Annotated in this window: 19 protein-coding genes; 18 read left to right on the forward strand and 1 reads right to left on the reverse strand. The window is 40.4% G+C overall.

Annotated features, from left to right (window positions below; genetic code table 11):
- Position 1 precedes the first annotated feature (1 nt).
- Together OC530_RS00240 and OC530_RS00245 are read left to right on the forward strand one after the other, a co-directional pair.
- On the forward strand, positions 2–811 hold the full coding sequence (locus OC530_RS00240; protein WP_050302726.1) for an MBL fold metallo-hydrolase: 810 nt from the start codon (positions 2–4) through the stop codon (positions 809–811).
- Positions 812–894: 83 nt separating this feature from the next.
- Positions 895–1,668, forward strand: a complete 774-nt coding sequence (locus OC530_RS00245) for an ion channel (protein WP_262078494.1) — start codon at positions 895–897, stop codon at positions 1,666–1,668.
- Between the two features lie 258 nt (positions 1,669–1,926).
- Here the strand turns inward: OC530_RS00245 and OC530_RS00250 are convergent, their stop codons facing one another.
- Positions 1,927–2,913 carry an L-lactate dehydrogenase gene (locus OC530_RS00250; RefSeq protein WP_000204727.1) on the reverse strand — a complete coding sequence of 329 codons (987 nt, stop codon included), beginning with the start codon at positions 2,911–2,913 and terminating at the stop codon, positions 1,927–1,929.
- Between the two features lie 193 nt (positions 2,914–3,106).
- Here OC530_RS00250 and gyrA point away from each other — a divergent pair, with 193 nt between their 5' ends.
- The 16 genes from gyrA to OC530_RS00330 all read left to right on the forward strand — a co-directional run bounded on the left by gyrA (position 3,107) and on the right by OC530_RS00330 (position 20,459).
- Positions 3,107–5,575: a DNA gyrase subunit A gene (gyrA, locus tag OC530_RS00255; protein ID WP_262078502.1), complete on the forward strand. Its 2,469-nt coding sequence runs from the start codon at positions 3,107–3,109 to the stop codon at positions 5,573–5,575.
- Positions 5,575–6,318: a sortase SrtA gene (gene srtA, locus OC530_RS00260; protein WP_130886013.1), complete on the forward strand. Its 744-nt coding sequence runs from the start codon at positions 5,575–5,577 to the stop codon at positions 6,316–6,318. Before gyrA ends, srtA begins: the two co-directional genes overlap by 1 nt.
- Positions 6,319–6,457: 139 nt before the next feature.
- On the forward strand, positions 6,458–7,255 hold the full coding sequence (locus OC530_RS00265) for a formate/nitrite transporter family protein (protein ID WP_262078506.1): 798 nt from the start codon (positions 6,458–6,460) through the stop codon (positions 7,253–7,255).
- A 145-nt stretch (positions 7,256–7,400) separates the two neighbouring features.
- Positions 7,401–8,681, forward strand: coding sequence for an O-acetylhomoserine aminocarboxypropyltransferase/cysteine synthase family protein (locus tag OC530_RS00270; protein ID WP_262078508.1), 1,281 nt, complete (start codon positions 7,401–7,403; stop codon positions 8,679–8,681).
- A 95-nt stretch (positions 8,682–8,776) separates the two neighbouring features.
- Positions 8,777–10,051, forward strand: coding sequence for a DUF2130 domain-containing protein (locus tag OC530_RS00275; RefSeq protein ID WP_262078510.1), 1,275 nt, complete (start codon positions 8,777–8,779; stop codon positions 10,049–10,051).
- 11 nt (positions 10,052–10,062) lie between these two features.
- Positions 10,063–10,941, forward strand: coding sequence for a tRNA pseudouridine(55) synthase TruB (truB, locus tag OC530_RS00280; RefSeq protein WP_262078777.1), 879 nt, complete (start codon positions 10,063–10,065; stop codon positions 10,939–10,941).
- Positions 10,942–11,053: 112 nt separating this feature from the next.
- The gene (gene udk / locus OC530_RS00285; protein WP_001181376.1) at positions 11,054–11,692 is read left to right on the forward strand and encodes a uridine kinase; all 639 of its coding nucleotides are present in this window, start codon (positions 11,054–11,056) and stop codon (positions 11,690–11,692) included.
- A gap of 110 nt (positions 11,693–11,802) precedes the next feature.
- Complete coding sequence (locus tag OC530_RS00290) at positions 11,803–12,471, forward strand: hypothetical protein (RefSeq protein WP_262078512.1); 669 nt, start codon at positions 11,803–11,805, stop codon at positions 12,469–12,471.
- On the forward strand, positions 12,468–14,180 hold the full coding sequence (locus OC530_RS00295; protein ID WP_262078514.1) for a GbpC/Spa domain-containing protein: 1,713 nt from the start codon (positions 12,468–12,470) through the stop codon (positions 14,178–14,180). Before OC530_RS00290 ends, OC530_RS00295 begins: the two co-directional genes overlap by 4 nt.
- A 240-nt stretch (positions 14,181–14,420) precedes the next feature.
- Positions 14,421–15,761, forward strand: a complete 1,341-nt coding sequence (xseA, locus tag OC530_RS00300) for an exodeoxyribonuclease VII large subunit (RefSeq protein ID WP_164226235.1) — start codon at positions 14,421–14,423, stop codon at positions 15,759–15,761.
- Positions 15,739–15,951 (forward strand): exodeoxyribonuclease VII small subunit, encoded by a 213-nt coding sequence (locus tag OC530_RS00305; protein ID WP_000043230.1) that lies wholly within the window; start codon positions 15,739–15,741, stop codon positions 15,949–15,951. Before xseA ends, OC530_RS00305 begins: the two co-directional genes overlap by 23 nt.
- A complete protein-coding gene (locus OC530_RS00310) occupies positions 15,948–16,823 on the forward strand; it encodes a polyprenyl synthetase family protein (RefSeq protein ID WP_164226236.1) in 876 nt (291 codons plus the stop codon). The genes OC530_RS00305 and OC530_RS00310 overlap by 4 nt, the downstream gene beginning before the upstream one ends.
- Positions 16,816–17,631, forward strand: a complete 816-nt coding sequence (locus OC530_RS00315) for a TlyA family RNA methyltransferase (RefSeq protein WP_164226237.1) — start codon at positions 16,816–16,818, stop codon at positions 17,629–17,631. The genes OC530_RS00310 and OC530_RS00315 overlap by 8 nt, the downstream gene beginning before the upstream one ends.
- Positions 17,624–18,055 carry an arginine repressor gene (locus OC530_RS00320; protein WP_164226238.1) on the forward strand — a complete coding sequence of 144 codons (432 nt, stop codon included), beginning with the start codon at positions 17,624–17,626 and terminating at the stop codon, positions 18,053–18,055. Before OC530_RS00315 ends, OC530_RS00320 begins: the two co-directional genes overlap by 8 nt.
- A gap of 6 nt (positions 18,056–18,061) precedes the next feature.
- Entirely contained in the window at positions 18,062–19,729 is a 1,668-nt protein-coding gene (gene recN, locus OC530_RS00325) for a DNA repair protein RecN (protein ID WP_164226239.1), read from the forward strand.
- A 1-nt stretch (position 19,730) separates the two neighbouring features.
- Positions 19,731–20,459 carry a metallophosphoesterase family protein gene (locus OC530_RS00330; protein WP_024057651.1) on the forward strand — a complete coding sequence of 243 codons (729 nt, stop codon included), beginning with the start codon at positions 19,731–19,733 and terminating at the stop codon, positions 20,457–20,459.
- The last annotated feature ends 51 nt before the right edge of the window (positions 20,460–20,510 follow it).

Genomic DNA, 20,510 nt, shown 5'->3' on the forward strand with positions numbered 1-20,510 from the left:
AATGAGTGAAATAGGCTTTAAATATAGTATTTTAGCGTCAGGTTCCAGTGGAAATTCCTTTTATCTGGAAACCCCAAAAAAGAAGCTTTTAGTGGATGCCGGTTTGTCTGGTAAGAAAATTACCAGTCTCCTTGCTGAAATTAACCGCAAACCAGAAGACTTGGATGCCATCTTGATTACACATGAGCATTCAGACCATATCCATGGAGTGGGTGTTTTGGCTCGCAAGTATGGTATGGATCTTTATGCCAATGAAAAGACCTGGCAAGCTATGGAAAATAGTAAATATCTTGGCAAGGTGGATTCTTCGCAAAAGCATATCTTTGAGATGGGCAAAACCAAAACCTTTGGAGATATTGACATCGAGAGTTTCGGTGTAAGCCATGATGCAGTCGCACCGCAGTTCTATCGCTTTATGAAAGATGATAAAAGTTTTGTCCTTTTGACAGATACAGGTTATGTCAGTGACCGTATGGCAGGAATTGTCGAAAATGCGGACGGCTATCTTATCGAGTCCAACCATGATGTAGAGATTTTGCGAGCAGGATCTTATGCTTGGCGACTCAAACAACGAATCCTATCGGATCTCGGTCATCTTTCTAATGAGGACGGTGCTGAAGCTATGATTCGCACCTTAGGAAATCGCACTAAGAAAATCTACTTAGGACATTTGTCTAAAGAGAACAATATCAAGGAGCTGGCTCACATGACCATGGTCAACCAGCTAGCACAAGCTGATCTGGGAGTTGGAGTAGACTTTAAGGTTTATGATACCTCACCAGATACCGCAACACCATTGACAGAGATATAAAAAGAAGGCGAGTGCCTTCTTTTTTATAAATTAGTAGATATTTGTTGTGGTATAATGTTTAAAAATGACATAGGAGAAGTAGTGTGAAAAGAAAATGGTTATTTAAGGATTACTATGACACAACAATTATTTTACTTGCTTTAATCTCTGTTATTCTGGTATTGCTTGGATTTTCTGAGATGATTGATTTGGACAATCCGCCTTATAGTATTATTGATTTAGCAATCTGGAGCGTTTTTGTAATTGATTATAGTTGGCGCTTTTTTATTACTAAAAGAAAATGGCGCTTTATTCTTGAAAATATTTTTGATTTATTGGCTATTCTCCCTTTAAATGCTATTTTTACAGTGTTTCGATTAGGGCGTATCTTTCGTTTAGTTAAACTAACAAAATTACTGAAACTGACTCGTTTACTCAGAATAATTGGACTTACAGGTAAATTAGAAAGAAAAATTAGTAGATTCTTACGGACAAATGGCCTGATTTATATCTTTTATGTTAATATTTTTATCGTTCTAGTAGGAAGTTCAATTTTATCTGTAGTTGAAGAAAAATCTTTCTCAGATAGTCTTTGGTGGGCTCTTGTGACAGTAACTACTGTTGGTTATGGTGATATTGTTCCAGTTTCCCTTTTTGGGAAATGGCTAGCAGTTTTACTGATGCTTGTCGGTATTGGAACAATAGGGATGTTAACAAGTGCCTTGACGAACTTTTTTGTAAAGGATAATCCAGATGAACAGATAAAACTTAATCAACTTCAAGATGAATTATCTAGTCAGAGAATATTACTAGAGAAGCAATCTGAGAAAATCGAAGAACTGCATCGGATGATACAAGATTTGCTTGAAAAAACATAATAAAAATAAAGATGAGACAAAGTTGGAGTTGAGGAGAAACCAAGTAGATCTTGACACAATAAAACGCATATTATTAGGTATAAAAACTTGATACTATGCGTTTTATAGAGAAATGAAATAAAATCTGAACAAATCAATTAGGAATTTAAAGCATTTTATAACAACGTTTTAGAGTAATGGGGTGCTATTTCAACTTTAACCTACTATAATACAGAAAAAACAACTCCCTGAGTACTCAAGGAGTTGTTTCTATCTAAATTAGTTTTTAGAAGCTTCTTGGAATTCTGGGTTTTTCCATGCTTCGTCAATGATAGCTTGCAATTCTTTAGCAGATGCTTGCATTTTTTGAGTTTCTGCGTCGTTCAATGGGATATTTACTGGACGAACAATACCATGTGCACCAACAACAGCTGGTTGACCGATAAAGACGTTCTCAACTCCGTATTGACCTTCTTGGAATACTGAAAGTGGAAGTACTGCATTTTCATCGTCAAGGATTGCTTTAGTGATACGAGCAAGGGCTACTGCGATACCGTAGTATGTTGCACCTTTTTTGTTGATGATTGTGTAGGCTGCATCACGAACACCTTCGAACAATTCAATCAATTCAGCTTCTTGAACATTTTGAGTGTCTTTAAGGAATTCTTCAAGGTTTACACCAGCGATGTTTGCGTGTGACCAAACAGCGAACTCAGAGTCACCGTGTTCACCCATGATGTAGGCGTGAACTGAACGAGCATCTACATCCAATTTTTCAGCAAGTGCTTGACGGAAACGAGCTGAGTCAAGTGAAGTACCTGAACCGATAACGCGTTCTTTAGGGAAACCAGAGAATTTCCAAGTTGAGTAAGTCAAAACGTCAACTGGGTTAGCAGCAACAAGGAAGATACCTTTGAAACCTGATTCAACAACTTGAGTTACGATTGATTTGTTGATAGCAAGGTTTTTACCTACAAGGTCAAGACGAGTTTCACCTGGTTTTTGAGGCGCACCTGCAGTGATCACAACAAGGTCAGCGTCTGCACAGTCAGAGTATTGAGCTGCATAGATTTTTTTAGGTGAAGTGAAGGCAAGGGCGTGGCTAAGGTCAAGCGCGTCACCAACAGCTTTTTCATGCAATTGTGGAATTTCGATAATTCCAAGCTCTTGTGCAATTCCTTGGTTAACCAGTGCAAAAGCGTAAGATGAACCTACAGCACCATCTCCGACAAGGATAACTTTTTTGTGTTGTTTAGTTGAAGTCATTGTTCTAAACATCTCCTTAATTTTATTAGGGGATTTTCCCCAGACAACTTCATTCTATCACTTTTAAAAAACTTTGTCACGAATATGCCTTATAGTTCTCAATGTAAACGTTTTAGTGGTTTAGAGGCTGAAATAGATGGGAATTTATGGTATAATGTTGTTACTTACTAATTGTGAAATGAGGCATTTATTAATGCAGGATAAAAATTTAGTGAATGTCAATCTGACAAAGGAGATGAAGACGAGCTTTATCGATTACGCCATGAGTGTTATCGTAGCCCGGGCTCTTCCTGATGTTCGAGATGGCTTGAAACCTGTTCACCGTCGCATTCTCTACGGAATGAATGAATTGGGTGTTACTCCAGACAAACCTCATAAAAAATCTGCTCGTATTACAGGGGATGTCATGGGTAAATATCACCCACACGGGGATTCCTCTATTTATGAAGCCATGGTCCGTATGGCTCAATGGTGGAGCTACCGTTACATGCTTGTAGATGGGCATGGAAACTTTGGTTCCATGGATGGAGATGGTGCTGCCGCCCAGCGTTATACTGAGGCACGTATGAGCAAGATTGCTCTAGAAATGCTTCGAGATATCAATAAGAATACGGTTGATTTCGTCGATAACTATGATGCCAATGAACGGGAACCCTTGGTCTTGCCTGCACGTTTTCCAAACCTTTTGGTCAATGGAGCAACTGGTATTGCCGTTGGGATGGCTACCAACATTCCTCCTCACAATCTAGGTGAGACCATTGATGCAGTCAAGCTCGTCATGGACAATCCTGAAGTGACTACCAAGGACTTGATGGAAGTCTTGCCTGGTCCAGATTTTCCAACAGGTGCCCTTGTCATGGGGAAATCAGGTATCCATAAGGCTTATGAAACAGGTAAAGGTTCTATTGTTCTTCGTTCTCGTACTGAAATCGAAGAAACTAAGACTGGCCGTGAGCGCATTGTTGTAACAGAATTTCCTTATATGGTCAACAAAACCAAGGTGCATGAGCATATTGTTCGTTTGGTTCAGGAAAAACGCATTGAGGGGATCACAGCAGTACGTGATGAGTCAAACCGTGAAGGTGTTCGATTTGTTATCGAAGTTAAGCGTGATGCCTCAGCCAATGTTATCCTCAATAATCTTTTCAAGATGACCCAAATGCAAACCAATTTTGGTTTTAATATGCTGGCTATCCAAAATGGTGTACCGAAGATTTTATCCCTTCGTCAGATTTTGTATGCTTATATCGAGCACCAAAAAGAAGTGGTTGTTCGTCGTACTCGTTTTGATAAGGAAAAAGCGGAAGCGCGCGCTCATATCTTAGAAGGTCTCTTAATTGCACTAGACCATATCGATGAAGTGATTCGTATCATCCGTGCTAGTGAAACGGATGCGGAAGCACAAGCTGAGTTGATGAGCAAGTTTAAGCTTTCTGAACGTCAAAGTCAAGCCATCCTTGATATGCGCCTTCGTCGTTTGACAGGTTTGGAACGTGATAAGATTCAGTCCGAGTATGATGACCTCTTGGCTCTGATTGCAGATTTAGCAGATATTCTAGCTAAGCCGGAACGTGTTTCTCAAATCATTAAAGATGAATTAGACGAAGTCAAGCGTAAGTTTGGTGACCAACGTCGTACTGAATTGATGGTTGGTGAAGTCTTGAGTCTTGAAGATGAAGATTTGATTGAAGAATCGGATGTCTTGATTACCCTTTCTAACAAAGGATACATTAAACGTTTGGATCAGGACGAGTTCACTGCTCAAAAACGTGGGGGTCGTGGTGTCCAAGGAACGGGAGTGAAAGATGACGACTTTGTTCGTGAGTTAGTGTCAACTAGCACCCATGATCACCTACTCTTCTTTACAAATAAAGGACGTGTCTATCGTCTGAAAGGTTATGAAATTCCTGAGTATGGTCGGACGGCCAAAGGACTACCAGTAGTTAATCTCTTGAAATTGGATGAAGACGAAAATATTCAGACGATTATCAATGTTGAGTCTGAACGCAGTGATGATGCTTACCTCTTCTTCACAACTCGTTATGGTATTGTGAAGAGAACCAGTGTTAAGGAATTTGCTAACATTCGTCAAAATGGTCTCAAAGCACTGAATCTAAAGGATGAAGATGAGCTAATTAATGTCTTGTTGACGGAAGAAGATACGGATATTATTATTGGTACCAAGTTTGGTTATGCAGTTCGCTTTAATCAATCAGCCGTTCGCGGCATGAGTCGTATCGCCACAGGTGTGAAAGGTGTGAATCTCCGTGAGGGAGACACAGTAGTTGGTGCTAGTGTGATTACAGATCAAGACGAGGTTCTTATCATCACAGAAAAGGGGTATGGTAAGCGCACAGTTGCGACCGAATATCCAACTAAAGGTCGTGGTGGTAAGGGAATGCAGACAGCTAAAATTACCGAAAAAAATGGCTTACTGGCTGGTCTTATGACCGTTAAAGGCGATGAAGATTTGATGATTATCACTGATACAGGTGTCATGATTCGAACCAATCTTGCCAATATTTCACAAACAGGACGCGCAACTATGGGAGTTAAAGTAATGCGCCTGGATCAAGATGCTCAGATAGTGACCTTCACAACGGTTGCAGCGGCAGAAAAAGAAGAAGTTGGGACAGAAAATGAAACAGAAGGTGAAGCATAATGTCTCAAAAAAATAATAAAAAGAAAAACAAGCGAAAAAATCTGCTGACAAATATCCTAGCAGGATTTCTGATAGTACTGTCACTGGCTTTGATTTTTAATGCGCAAATTCGAAATATTTTCATGGTCTGGAATACCAATAAGTATCAAGTTAGCCAGGTATCAAAAGAAAAAATAGAAGAAAATCAGGATACAGAAGGAAATTTTGATTTTGATTCGGTCAAAGCGATTTCTTCGGAAGCTGTTCTAGCTTCTCAATGGGATGCTCAAAAATTACCAGTTATTGGGGGAATTGCAATTCCTGAATTGGAAATGAATTTGCCGATTTTTAAAGGACTTGATAATGTTAATCTCTTCTATGGTGCTGGTACAATGAAACGCGAGCAAGTAATGGGAGAAGGAAATTATTCACTAGCTAGTCACCATATCTTTGGTGTTGATAATGCTAATAAAATGTTATTTTCTCCTTTAGATAATGCTAAAAATGGTATGAAAATTTATCTAACTGATAAAAATAAAGTTTATACCTATGAAATCCGTGAAGTCAAACGTGTGACACCGGATCGTGTTGATGAGGTTGATGATAGAGATGGGGTCAATGAAATCACATTAGTAACCTGTGAAGACCTTGCTGCTACAGAACGTATTATTGTAAAAGGTGATTTGAAAGAAACAAAAGATTATTCACAAACATCTGATGAAATCCTAACAGCTTTCAATCAACCGTATAAACAATTTTATTAATACAAATCAGTGAAATCCAGAATTTCACTGATTTTTTTTAGATTTTCATAAAAATAAACTTTTATGAAATACAGAAAACGCTTCCTAAAATCTAAAGTTTGTGATATAATTATCAAGAAAAAAGATTTAGGAGTTTATAATGGTTTCTTCAGAATTTATCTCAAAGATTGAATTTGCTTGCAAGAAGAAAGAAAGTCTTTATAGCCAAAGCAAATTTAAGTATGCTATTCGTTCTATGTTCGCAGGTGCATTTTTAACCTTCAGTACTGCTGCAGGTGCAGTTGGGGCTGACTTGATTAATAAAATCGCACCAGGTAGTGGACGTTTCCTCTTCCCATTTGTCTTCGCTTGGGGCTTGGCCTACATTGTTTTCTTGAATGCCGAGTTGGTAACATCAAACATGATGTTCTTGACTGCAGGTAGTTTCTTGAAAAAAATCTCTTGGAGAAAAACAGCTGAGATTTTATTTTACTGTACCTTCTTCAACCTTATCGGGGCTTTGATAGCAGGTTGGGGCTTTGCTCATTCGGCAGCCTATGCACATCTGACACACGATAGTTTCATCTCAGGGGTTGTTGAGATGAAGTTGGGCCGTTCAAATGAATTAATCTTGCTTGAGGCGATTTTGGCAAATATTTTCGTAAATATTGCGATTCTTTCATTTGTTTTGGTCAAAGATGGTGGTGCCAAACTTTGGCTTGTGTTGTCAGCGATTTACATGTTTGTATTCTTAACAAACGAGCACATTGCGGCGAACTTTGCTTCTTTCGCGATTGTGAAATTCAGTGTTGCTGCGGATTCAATTGCTAACTTCGGTGTTGGAAATATGCTTCGTCACTGGGGTGTAACCTTCGTTGGAAACTTGATTGGTGGAGGTCTTTTGATGGGTCTTCCATATGCCTTCCTCAATAAAAATGAAGATACTTATGTAGATTAAGAAAATGAGCACGATTGATTCGTGCTTTTTTTGTTTCGTAAGAAGTAATAGCCACTTCTTATATCAAAATATAAAAAAGAGGTATTAGTCAAGATAGGTCGATAGTGCTACAATATCCTTAATGAAACTATATGGAGGTCGCCTTATGACTCGTGATTTTAAATTTGAAACCTTGCAACTGCATGCTGGTCAAGTTGTGGATCCAGCTACCAAGTCTCGTGCAGTGCCGATTTATCAAACAACATCTTTTGTTTTTGATGACACGCAGGAAGGTGCAGATCTTTTTGCCTTGAGAAAACCAGGGAACATTTATACTCGTATCACCAACCCTACAACAGCTGCCTTTGAAGAAAGAATTGCTGCCCTTGAAGGTGGTGTTGGAGCTCTTGCAACAGCGTCAGGTATGGCTGCAGTGACTTATACGATTTTGGCTCTTGCCCATGCGGGTGACCATGTTGTAGCGGCCTCAACTATTTACGGTGGAACTTTCAATCTCTTAAAAGAAACCCTTCCTCGTTATGGTATCACAACAACCTTTGTTGATGTTGATAATTTGGAGGAAGTGGAAGCAGCTATTAATGACAATACCAAGCTTGTTCTGATTGAAACCTTGGGTAACCCCTTGATTAATATTCCAGATTTGGAAAAATTGGCAGAGATTGCGCATAAATACCAGATTCCACTCGTTTCGGATAATACCTTTGCCACACCTTACTTGATTAATGTCTTTTCTCACGGTGTAGATATTGCCATTCACTCTGCGACTAAGTTTATCGGTGGGCATGGTACGACTATTGGTGGAGTGATTGTTGATAGCGGTCGTTTTGACTGGGCGGCTTCAGGAAAATTCCCTCAATTTGTTGAGGAAGACCCAAGCTACCACAATTTGAGCTATACTCGTGATGTGGGGGCAGCAGCCTTTATTATCGCTGTTCGTGTTCAATTGCTTCGTGATACAGGTGCAGCCTTGTCGCCATTTAATGCCTTCCTCTTGCTTCAAGGACTGGAAACCCTTTCTCTTCGTGTGGAACGTCATGTACAAAATGCTGAGAAAATTGTTGATTTCCTTGTCAACCATCCTAAGGTAGAAAAAGTTAACTATCCAAAATTGGCAGATAGTCCTTACCATGCCTTGGCTGAGAAATACTTGCCAAAAGGTGTGGGCTCAATCTTTACCTTCCATGTCAAAGGTGGGGAGGCAGAAGCACGCAAGGTAATTGATAATTTGGAAATCTTCTCTGATCTTGCGAACGTAGCGGATGCCAAGTCTCTGGTTGTTCATCCAGCAACAACCACTCATGGTCAATTGTCAGAAAAAGACCTGGAAGCAGCAGGTGTCACACCAAACCAAATTCGTTTGTCAATCGGTCTTGAAAATGTAGATGATTTGATTGAAGACTTGCGCTTGGCCTTGGAAAAAATTTAAAGTAAAAAAAGATAAACAGTGGGTTTCGACTCGCTGTTTTTGATTTTTCCTCAGGCATGATATAATGGATAAAGAAGTCTAGAAAGAGGAACGATATGAACGAAATCAAATGTCCCAACTGTGGGGAAGTCTTTACAGTAAATGAAAGTCAGTATGCTGAACTTTTGTCTCAAGTGAGAACAGCAGAGTTTGATAAGGAATTGCACGATCGGATGAAGCAGGAACTGGCCTTGGCTGAGCAAAAGTCCATGAATGAACAACAGTCTAAACTAGCTCAAAAAGACCAAGAAATCGCTCAATTGCAGAGTCAAATTCAAAACTTTGATACAGAAAAAGAATTGGCCAAGAAAGAAGTTGAACAGACAAGCCATCAGGCCTTATTGGCTAAGGACAAGGAAGTACAGGCTTTGGAGAACCAATTGGCCACTTTGCGTTTGGAGCATGAAAATCAACTGCAAAAGACCCTTTCTGACCTAGAAAAAGAACGGAATCAGGTTAAAAACCAGCTTCTTTTACAAGAAAAAGAAAACGAGCTTTCTCTTGCTTCAGTTAAGCAAAACTATGAAGCCCAGCTTAAAGCAGCTAGTGAACAAGTCGAGTTTTATAAGAATTTTAAGGCTCAACAATCTACAAAAGCCATCGGGGAAAGTTTGGAACACTATGCAGAGAGTGAGTTTAACAAGGTTCGCAGCTTTGCCTTTCCAAATGCCTACTTTGAGAAGGATAACAAGGTTTCTGCGCGTGGGTCTAAGGGGGACTTTATCTTCCGTGAGTGTGATGAAAATGGAGTCGAAATCATTTCCATTATGTTTGAGATGAAAAATGAAGCGGATGGAACAGAGAAGAAGCACAAGAATGCAGATTTTTATAAGGAATTGGACAAGGATCGTCGGGAGAAGAACTGTGAGTATGCCGTTTTGGTGACCATGCTTGAGGCCGATAATGACTACTTTAACACGGGTATCGTGGATGTCAGTCATGAGTATGAAAAGATGTATGTGGTTCGTCCTCAATTCTTTATCCAATTGATTGGGCTTTTGCGTAATGCGGCGCTTAATTCTCTAAAATATAAGCAGGAGTTGGCCTTGGTTCGGGAGCAAAATATCGATATTACACATTTTGAAGAAGACTTGGATGCCTTTAAACAGGCCTTTGCTAAGAACTATAATTCAGCTTCGACCAACTTTGGTAAAGCTATCGATGAAATCGACAAGGCCATCAAACGCATGGAAGAGGTCAAGAAATTCCTAACCACATCTGAAAACCAACTTCGACTCGCAAACAATAAATTGGAAGATGTTTCCGTCAAAAAATTGACCCGGAAAAATCCAACCATGAAAGCGAAATTTGAAGCGCTGAAGGGGGAGTGAGAAAACAAGATATGAACGGTATTATCAACTTAAAAAAAGAAGCGGGCATGACCTCGCATGATGCGGTTTTTAAACTGCGTAAGATTTTGGGAACCAAGAAAATTGGTCATGGTGGAACCTTGGATCCGGATGTGGTGGGTGTTTTGCCGATTGCGGTTGGCAAGGCGACACGAATGGTCGAGTTTATGCAGGATGAGGGAAAGGTCTATGAGGGGGAAATCACTCTGGGTTATTCCACGACGACTGAGGATGTCAGTGGGGAAGTGGTCGTAGAGACACCTGTTTTATCGCACTTGGATGAAAAGCTTGTGGATGAAGCGATTACGAATCTGACTGGGCCTATTACTCAGATTCCACCTATGTACTCAGCGGTTAAGGTCAATGGTCGTAAGCTCTATGAGTATGCGCGTGCTGGTCAGGAAGTGGAGCGTCCAGAACGTCAGGTGACCATTTATCAATTTGAGCGAACAAGTCCGATTTCTTATGAGGGTCATCTTGCACGCTTTACTTTTCGTGTAAAATGTAGCAAGGGAACTTATATTCGTACCTTGTCAGTTGATTTAGGTGAAAAGCTTGGTTATGCGGCTCATATGTCACATCTGACACGGACTAGTGCAGCCGGTTTGCAGCTAGAAGATGCTCTTAGCTTGGAAGAAATTGCTGCAAAAGTGGAGGCTGGTCAGCTGGATTTTCTCCATCCTTTAGAGATTGGGACAGGTGACCTTGTCAAAGTTTTCCTAAGTCCAGAAGAGGCTACGGAAGTTCGCTTTGGTCGTTTTATTGAGCTAGACCAAACGGACAAAGAACTGGCTGCCTTTGAAGATGATAAATTGTTAGCCATTCTAGAAAAACGAGGCAATCTCTACAAACCAAGGAAGGTTTTTAGCTAGTCTAACTGGGTGTAGGGATTGGAAATGTTTCCCTTAGACTATCCAAAATCAGACTATAAATTTTGTAAAAAATGTGATAGAATAGACGACGGATAAAAAAACGGAGGATAGCATGCAAAATAGACCAATCATTATCGGAGTGACAGGTGGTTCTGGCGGTGGTAAGACCAGTGTTTCAAGAGCCATTTTATCGCATTTTCCTGATGAAAAGATTTCCATGATTGAGCATGATTCATACTACAAGGATCAGTCTCATTTGACCTTTGAAGAGCGTGTCAAAACCAACTATGACCATCCTTTTGCCTTTGATACAGATTTGATGATCGAGCAGATTAAAGAATTGTTGGCAGGGCGTCCGGTGGACATCCCGACTTATGACTATACAGAGCATACACGAAGTAGCAAGACCTATCGTCAAGAGCCTCAAGATGTCTTTATCGTTGAGGGGATTTTGGTCTTGGAGGACAAGCGCCTGCGCGATTTGATGGACATCAAGATTTTTGTGGATACGGATGATGATGTGCGCATTATTCGTCGTATCAAGCGCGATATGGAGGAGCGTGGCCGTAGTCTTGATAGCGTTATTGACCAGTACTTAGGTGTGGTTAAACCAATGTACCACCAGTTTATCGAGCCAACCAAGCGTTATGCTGATATTGTCATTCCTGAGGGAGTCAGCAATACAGTTGCTATTGACCTGTTGACGACCAAGATTGCTAAGATTTTGGAAGAAGCTCGAAACAGCAAATAAACAGATGAATTAGATTTAAGTAAATTTATTGTATATGTATTAAGTTTGGAATATAAATAATCAAAAGAAACTAAGTTTTCTCTAAATCGTTCTAAGAAAGAGTGAGTAATATGAACAAAAACTCAGTAAAATTTGGATTAGCAAGCGCATGCTTAACTTCTGCTATCTTATTTGGGGTGCATACAGTTGAAGCTTCTGACCAATCTTCAAACATTCAACAAAACGAGTTTGATAGTTATGGCAAGGATTTAACTACGTATAAGGCAGAAACAACAAAATATGAATTAGATAAGAAAGCATATGAAGCAGAACTTAAAGCCTACAATGAAAGTGTGGCTAAATATGAAGCGGACAAGGCTGAGTACGATAAGGCGAAGGATGAATATGACAAAGCGTTAGTTGCAAACAAAGAGACACTTACAAAATACGAAAGTGACCTTTCGGAATACAATAAACAAAAAGCTGAGGCGGACAGGGTAAAAGCTGAATACGAAAAACTTAAAGCTGAGTGGGATGCTAAAAAAGCACAATATGAAAAAGATAAAGCGGCCTATGACAAAGCTCAAACTGACTATAATATGGCCAAAGCTGATTATGACGCTAAACTTGCAACATACAATACAAAACTTGCAGAATACAATAAACAAGTTAAATCTAATGAAGCTGCTGATAAAATTGAAAACGATAAACGTAGAGCAGAATATAACGAAAAATTGAAAAAATTCGAAGAAGAATCGAAGAAACCAGGTCGTTTTGCAAGCGAAGAAAAAACTATTTGATTTTCGTTAAAGAACCAAATGCTAAAATCAGCATAGAAGTTAAAGATACTGGTGATACTGGTGCTTTAGCAATGTTGAAATATACTCAGAAAGACGGAAGTTTTTGGAAACTAAATCATAAAAAGTTGAGTAGCGACCAATTATCAGATGAAGCATTAGCCAAAAATAATTTGACAGATAAGATCATCAAACGATGGGATGAAACAGTAACAGGTTATCGAGAATACGGCAAAGACCCACATATCACCACATATCCTGTCATTGCCAAAAAAGATAGACCGTTTACCGTGACTTACACAAACTTAGAGAACACCACATACGATAAGAAAAAAGTCACACGTATTGATTATGAATACACTGTCTTAGAGACTGGTAGTTCTGTTGATACAATGCAAATTTCTCCTGCCTACGATCCAACTATTTCAGTATCAATCTATGGTGATTTCAGAAAACATGGATATAGTACAAGAGTTCGTATGAAACCAACTCTATATCTTGAAGATGGAACGAAAGTGATTCCAACAAAAGAAAAACCAGTTATGTTTGCAGTGAGTTCTATGAATACAGGATGGCATGGTTATAGTGACAATTCGTATTATTTCGCAGACAATAAGGATATGTTTAAGGAATTCTATGGGAAATCAGGAGTTTATGACGAATACTTAAATGACGAATTTAAGAAACTGTATAACGTAGACCTCGAAACAGCATCAAAACCCGGCGGATTATTGAGTGACCCTGCTAAACGTCAAGAGTGGAATACAAAAAAAGCAGAATTGAAAACAGCATACGTAAAAGATGAAGAAGAGTACAAAAAAGATGGTTTCAAAAAAGTCAAAGATTATATGACTAACAAATATGGATCCAATGTGAATACATGGCCTAGTACCTATCGTGAAATTGTGTATGCTATTCATAATGCTTCATTTATCAAATTGAATGAATCTTTTGTCTATAAACATGATGATGGATTTTATGCCGATAAAACATTAGATGAAATTAACAGTGGAAACCCGGTATGGGATAACCAAGAATCACCTTACAAATACAAAGGTGCAGGTGTTATAAAAGTGTCAGAAGATGGCTTCTATTTGGAATTTGGTGCAACCGTCCCATTCACTCAATTATTCGGAATCAACACGGCTATCGTTGACGAATATATTGATGTGAAACCGAAACTAGAATTGATTGAAACACCAACGCCACCAACGAAACCAGTTGAACCAAAACAACCAGAACTTAAAGAACCAACACCATTAGGAGTTGCTCCAAAAGAACCAAATAAGTTCGATAAAGAAAAACCAGTGAAACCTGACTTGAAAGAACCAAAAGCTCCAACCCCACCGGTTAAGCCTGACTTGAAAGAACCAACGCCACCAACGAGACCAGTGGAGCCACCAAAAGTGGAGAAACCAGTAAAACCTGTTGAACCACCAAAAGTGGAGAAACCAGTAAAACCTGTTGAACCACCAAAAGTGGAGAAACCAGTAAAACCAGTGGAACCGCCAAAAGTGGAGAAACCAACAAAACAAGTTGAGACACCAAAAGAGGAGATACCAACGAAACTAGTTGAGCCACCAAAAGAGGAAAAACCAACATTGCCACGTACGGGGAGTGCGTCGGACATGAGTATGACTGTGGTTGGGTTATTAACAACTTTAGCATCATTCTTTGTGTTTACTAAACGTAAAGATGAAAGTAACAAATAGTTATCAAGGTTTTGTCGAAAAGATTTAAGCAGAAGGCAAAAGTTCACTTTTAAAATATCAAAAAAACGAGTATTTCCGTAATTGAAGATACTCGTTTTCTTATGCCATAAGCTGTCAGATATTTGTTGTAAACCTATTATCTATTTTTCCTTCATACATGGTACATAAATGGAGATTTTTAGGCATATTTTTGGTATAATAATACCCATGAAAGAGCAAGTAAATGAATAGTAGGTGGAGATGGAAAAGTATTTATCGGTAACAACTTTGACCAAGTATCTGAAAATGAAATTCGATAAAGACCCTTACTTGGAACGGGTCTATTTAACTGGTCAAGTTTCCAACTTTCGTAAACGACCTACTCACCAATATTTCTCCCTAAAGGATGAGCAGGCAGTTATTCAAGCGACCATCTGGTCTGGGATTTATCAGAAATTAGGTTTCGACCTAGAAGAAGGAATGAAAATCAATGTGATTGGGCGCGTGCAGGTCTATGAGCCGAGCGGTAGCTACTCCATCATCATTGAAAAGGCTGAGCCTGATGGGGTTGGAGCGCTTGCGATTCAGTTTGAACAACTTAAGAAAAAATTGACGGAAGAAGGCCTGTTTCAAGAACGTTTCAAGCAACCTCTGCCCCAATTTTCTAAGAGAATTGGTGTAGTGACCAGTCGCAGTGGAGCCGTTATTCGAGATATTATCACGACCGTCAGCAGGCGCTTTCCAGGTGTTGACATCCTTCTTTATCCGACCAAGGTGCAAGGAGATGGAGCAGCAGAGGAAATTGCTCGTAATATTGTGCGTGCTAATGAACGGGACGATTTGGATTTGCTGATTATTGGTCGTGGTGGTGGTTCCATCGAGGATCTCTGGGCCTTTAACGAAGAAATTGTGGTACGAGCTATCTTTGAATCTCGTTTGCCAATCATTTCTAGTGTGGGACATGAGACGGATGTGACCTTGGCAGATTTTGTTGCAGATAGACGGGCTGCGACGCCGACAGCGGCAGCTGAACTAGCAACACCTGTGACCAAGTTGGATCTATTAGCTCATTTGCAAAATCAAGAAAAACGAATGGCAACAGCGGTCCGAAATGTCCTATCGAAGAAACAAGAAGCTTTGAAAAAATGCAGTCAGTCTGTTATCTTTAGACAGCCAGAGCGTTTGTATGATGGCTATTTGCAACGGTTGGATCAACTGCAACTGCGCTTAAAACAAAGTTTGCGAACACGGATTTCTGATAACAAACAGATAGTACAAGTGAGGACGCATCAACTAGTCCAATTGTCACCTGTTACCAAAATCCAGCGTTATCAAGACCGTCTAGGTCAGTTAGACAAGCTCCTCCGTAGCCAAATGGCTTTGGTTTATGATGCCAAGGTTGCTGAAGTGAAGCGACTTTCGGAAGCCTTGCTCATGTTGGATACCAGTCGAATCGTGGCGCGTGGTTATGCTATTGTCAAAAAAGAAGAGTCCGTTGTAGATTCGGTTGAGAGTTTGAAGAAAAAAGATCAAGTGACGCTTTTGATGCGAGATGGTCAAGTAGAATTAGAGGTTAAAGATGTCAAAACAAAAGAAATTTGAGGAAAATCTAGCAGAACTGGAAACCATCGTCCAAAGTTTGGAAAATGGTGAAATTGCTCTGGAAGATGCGATTACTGCCTTTCAAAAGGGTATGGTCTTGTCAAAAGAGCTCCAAGCGACGCTGGACAAGGCTGAAAAGACCTTGGTCAAGGTCATGCAAGAAGACGGAACAGAAAGTGATTTTGAATGAAAAAGCAAGAAAAATTAGCTCTTGTCGAATCTGTCTTGGAAGATTTTTATGGAGATCAGCAGTTTGCTTCTAGTTTACGAGAGTCTGTTCTCTATTCCATTCATGCTGGTGGCAAGCGTATTCGACCTTTTCTCTTGTTAGAAGTTCTGGAAGCCTTGCAGGTGGCTATTAAACCAGCACATGCACAGGTGGCTGCGGCCTTGGAAATGATTCATACAGGGAGTTTGATTCATGATGATCTTCCTGCCATGGATGATGATGATTACCGTCGAGGGCGTTTGACCAACCATAAGAAATTCGGTGAAGCTATGGCCATTTTGGCTGGAGATGCTTTGTTCCTAGATCCCTATGCCTTGATAGCGCAGGCAGATTTGCCAAGTCAGATCAAGGTGGATTTGATTGCTAACTTATCCCTAGCTTCAGGAAGTCTGGGCATGGTGGCAGGGCAGGTTTTGGATATGGAGGGCGAACACCAGCACTTGTCTTTGGAAGAACTTCAGACCATTCATGCTAATAAGACTGGAAAACTACTAGCCTATCCCTTCCAAGCGGCTGCTATCATTGCGGAATTGGCACCTGAAATGCAGGAAAAGCTGAAAACGGTTGGCGAATTGATTGGACTTGCTTTTCAAGTTCGAGATGATGTGTTAGATGTGACCGCCAGTTTTGAGGAAATCGGCAAGACACCACAAAAGGACCTACAGGCTGAAAAGTCAACCTATCCAGCCTTGTTGGGCTTGGAAGAGGCTATTGCCTTTTGTAACCAGACTTTGGATCAAGCTAATGCCAAATTAGACGACATTGCCCAGCAGGTTCCCTTTGAAACAGAATCGATTGTAAGTGTAGTAGAAAGTTTGAGAATCAATGGCTAAGGAAAGAGTGGATGTACTAGCTTATAAACAGGGCTTGTTTGAAACGCGAGAACAAGCCAAGCGCGGTGTGATGGCTGGCCTAGTCGTAGCAGTCCTTAATGGAGAACGGTTTGACAAACCAGGAGAAAAAATCCCAGATGACACCGAGCTAAAACTCAAGGGTGAAAAACTCAAGTATGTTAGCCGTGGTGGCTTGAAATTAGAAAAGGCCTTGCAGGTCTTTGATTTGACAGTAGAAGGGGCAACAACGATTGATATTGGAGCCTCTACTGGAGGTTTTACCGATGTTATGCTGCAAAATGGTGCTGAGTTAGTCTTTGCAGTAGATGTTGGTACCAATCAGTTGGCTTGGAAATTACGCCAAGACCCACGAGTTGTCAGTATGGAGCAATTCAATTTCCGCTATGCAGAAAAGACTGATTTCGAAAAGGAACCGAGCTTTGCCAGTATTGATGTGAGTTTCATTTCCCTTAGTCTGATTTTGCCAGCCTTGCACCGTGTCTTGGCTGATCAAGGGCAGGTCGTGGCTCTGGTTAAGCCTCAGTTTGAGGCAGGACGTGAGCAGATTGGGAAAAATGGAATTATTCGCGATGCCAAGGTCCATCAACATGTCCTTGAATCTGTCACAGCTATGGCAGTAGAGGAAGGCTTTTCAGTCCTTGGTTTGGACTTTTCTCCCATCCAAGGTGGACATGGAAATATTGAATTTTTAGCATATTTGAAAAAAGAAGAGTCAGCAAGCAATCAGGTTCTTGCTGATATTGAAGAAGTAGTAGAGAGGGCGCATAGTCAATTTAAAAATGAATAAAAAAGAGAGACTTGAAAAAATTAGACGATTTGTGACAGATTATCAAATCGGTACACAAGAAGAAATCGTAGAACATTTGAAAGAAGCAGGCATCACTGCCACTCAAGCAACGGTATCACGAGATATCAAAGAACTAGGTATTGTCAAAATTCCTTTGAGAGACAGTACCTATGTCTATGAATTGCCAAAATCAATCGTGAAAAGTTTGCAACTGGCTGAAGACAATATTGAGTCAGCTGAATTGATGGATAAGATGATCAATCTCCAAGTTATTCCAGGAAATACAGCTTTTGTAAAAGCTCAGTTAATCGAGACTTTTGCTGACAAGATTTTTAGCTGTTTAGCTGATGATAGCTCGATTTTAGTCATTGCCAGAAGTGAAAGTCTAGCTGAGGAAATCTTTGAACAAGTAAAAAATTGGTAGGTCTATATGTTACTTGAAATTTCGATAAAAAACTTTGCCATTATTGAGGCTATTTCCCTCAATTTTGAAAAGGGGATGACTATCCTGACTGGTGAAACGGGTGCAGGGAAGTCGATTATCATTGATGCCATGAATATGATGTTGGGAGCTCGTGCTACGACAGATGTTATTCGTCATGGTGCACCAAAGGCAGAGATTGAGGGACTTTTCTCAGTTGAGAATAGTCGCCTTTTACAGGAAATTTTTGATGAGCAAGGTTTGGAAATGGGGGATGAAATTATCATCCGTCGGGAAATCTTGCAAAATGGTCGGAGTATCAGCCGTGTCAATGGCCAGATGGTCAATCTGTCTGTTTTGCGTGCTATTGGACAACATCTAGTAGATATTCATGGTCAGCATGACCAAGAGGAGTTAATGCGTCCTCAACTGCATATCCAGATGTTGGATGAATTTGGTGATACAGCCTTTTGGACCTTGAAAGAAACCTATCAAACGAGTTTTGATGCCTACCGTAAAATGCGTAAGCAGGTTCTGGAAGTCAAGAAAAACCAACAGGAACACAAGGCACGTATCGAAATGTTAGAATTTCAAATGGCAGAGATTGAGGCAGCAAACTTGCAAGCCGGAGAAGATCTGGCTCTCAATCAAGAGCGTGATAAACTCCTCAACCATAAAAATATTGCGGATACACTGACCAATGCCTACAGCATGTTGGACAATGAAGAGTTTTCAAGTCTGGCCAATGTTCGTTCAGCCATGAATGACATGGAAAGTGTTGAAGAGTATGATCCTGAATACCGTGAAATTTCAAGCTCTCTGTCTGAGACCTACTATGTCTTAGAAGATATTAGCAAGCGTCTGGAAGCTATTATTGAGGACCTTGATTTTGACGGTAATCGTCTCATGCAGGTTGAGAATCGCTTGGACCTCCTTCATACCATTACCCGTAAGTACGGTGGGACTGTTGATGATGTCTTGCTTTATTTTGCCAAGATTACGGAAGAATACAATCTCTTGACAGGTAATAACCTTTCGTCTGAGGACATGGAAGCAGAGCTTAAAAAATTAGAAGTCAATCTTGTTAATTTGGCAGGTCAACTTGCTTCTGCTCGTCATGACTTGGCTCAGCAGCTCGAAGCTGAGATTAAACAAGAACTGCAAGACCTTTATATGGAAAAAGCTCAGTTTCAGGTTCGTTTTAGCAAGGGTAAATTCAGCCGTGAGGGCAATGAAATGGTCGAATTTTACATTTCAACAAACCCTGGTGAAGACTTTAAACCCTTGGTCAAGGTTGCATCTGGCGGAGAATTGTCTCGTCTCATGCTAGCTATCAAGTCTGCTTTTTCACGTAAAGAAGGCAAGACCAGTATTGTCTTTGATGAGGTGGATACGGGAGTTTCAGGTCGTGTAGCTCAGGCTATCGCGCAGAAGATTCACAAGATTGGCCAGAATGGTCAGGTTCTGGCTATTTCCCATTTGCCACAAGTGATTGCGATTGCGGATTATCAATTCTTTATTGAGAAGATTAGCAATGAGCATTCAACGGTTTCGACTGTTCGTCTTTTGACGGTTGAAGAGCGAGTGGAGGAAGTTGCCAAGATGTTGGCAGGTGATGATGTGACGGAAGCAGCTCTGACGCAAGCCAGAGAATTGTTGAGAAACAGGGAGAAATAAGATGACAGATTATTATGTAATTGGAGATGTTCATGGAAAAGCTGGAATGCTAGAAGACCTTCTCAAAACATGGGATGGTCAGACCCAGTTGCTCTTTCTAGGGGATTTGATTGACCGCGGTGAAGATAGTCGCCGTGTCCTTGAAATGGTTAAGGACTTGGTTGATAATCAAGGTGCTATCTGTTTGTCAGGAAACCACGAGTATATGTTTTTGACATGGCTAGATGACCCAGAAGAAAGTTATGACCACTATCGTCGTAATGGTGGAGATACAACCATTAATTCTATCCTAGGTCGTCCCTTGGATGCACCAGTTGATGGAGTTGAGGATGCCAAGCGTGTTGCCACTGAAGCGGCAGACCTGGTCGAATTTATTCGTCAAATGCCGTTTGTGGTAGAGACAGATAAGTATATCTTTGTGCACGCAGGTATTGATTTGACCTTAGACGACTGGCATGAAACTACAGATTATAAAAAAGTCTGGCTTAGAAAACCATTCCACGAAGCAGAAAATCATACTGGAAAAATCATTGTCTTTGGTCATACACCAGTTTATGGTTTGTTAAAGCAAGAGCGTGGTACAGCTGAGCTTTGGACTACAGAAGATGGCAAGATTGGAATGGACGGAGGAGCTGTCTATGGTGGGGTCCTTCATGGGATTGTCTTTACAGACCAAGGAATGACAGAACATCACTTTATCGAAAATGACGGCTTTGTCGCTGAAGATTAGTACTCCGAGCAGGGTATGGTCTTGTCAAAATATCAAAAACAATTTATAATA

Source organism: Streptococcus sp. Marseille-Q5619 (assembly GCF_946901205.1).
Classification (GTDB): Bacteria; Bacillota; Bacilli; order Lactobacillales; family Streptococcaceae; genus Streptococcus.

Coding starts and splice junctions, on each gene's coding strand:
- udk (WP_001181376.1), top strand. CDS start 11,054: ATGCAAAATAGACCAATCATTATCGGAGTGACAGGTGGTTCTGGCGGT.
- OC530_RS00330 (WP_024057651.1), top strand. CDS start 19,731: ATGACAGATTATTATGTAATTGGAGATGTTCATGGAAAAGCTGGAATG.
- OC530_RS00305 (WP_000043230.1), top strand. CDS start 15,739: ATGTCAAAACAAAAGAAATTTGAGGAAAATCTAGCAGAACTGGAAACC.
- gyrA (WP_262078502.1), top strand. CDS start 3,107: ATGCAGGATAAAAATTTAGTGAATGTCAATCTGACAAAGGAGATGAAG.
- OC530_RS00270 (WP_262078508.1), top strand. CDS start 7,401: ATGACTCGTGATTTTAAATTTGAAACCTTGCAACTGCATGCTGGTCAA.
- xseA (WP_164226235.1), top strand. CDS start 14,421: ATGGAAAAGTATTTATCGGTAACAACTTTGACCAAGTATCTGAAAATG.
- srtA (WP_130886013.1), top strand. CDS start 5,575: ATGTCTCAAAAAAATAATAAAAAGAAAAACAAGCGAAAAAATCTGCTG.
- OC530_RS00290 (WP_262078512.1), top strand. CDS start 11,803: ATGAACAAAAACTCAGTAAAATTTGGATTAGCAAGCGCATGCTTAACT.
- OC530_RS00310 (WP_164226236.1), top strand. CDS start 15,948: ATGAAAAAGCAAGAAAAATTAGCTCTTGTCGAATCTGTCTTGGAAGAT.
- truB (WP_262078777.1), top strand. CDS start 10,063: ATGAACGGTATTATCAACTTAAAAAAAGAAGCGGGCATGACCTCGCAT.
- OC530_RS00320 (WP_164226238.1), top strand. CDS start 17,624: ATGAATAAAAAAGAGAGACTTGAAAAAATTAGACGATTTGTGACAGAT.
- OC530_RS00315 (WP_164226237.1), top strand. CDS start 16,816: ATGGCTAAGGAAAGAGTGGATGTACTAGCTTATAAACAGGGCTTGTTT.
- OC530_RS00250 (WP_000204727.1), bottom strand. CDS start 2,913: ATGACTTCAACTAAACAACACAAAAAAGTTATCCTTGTCGGAGATGGT.
- OC530_RS00265 (WP_262078506.1), top strand. CDS start 6,458: ATGGTTTCTTCAGAATTTATCTCAAAGATTGAATTTGCTTGCAAGAAG.
- recN (WP_164226239.1), top strand. CDS start 18,062: ATGTTACTTGAAATTTCGATAAAAAACTTTGCCATTATTGAGGCTATT.
- OC530_RS00275 (WP_262078510.1), top strand. CDS start 8,777: ATGAACGAAATCAAATGTCCCAACTGTGGGGAAGTCTTTACAGTAAAT.
- OC530_RS00240 (WP_050302726.1), top strand. CDS start 2: ATGAGTGAAATAGGCTTTAAATATAGTATTTTAGCGTCAGGTTCCAGT.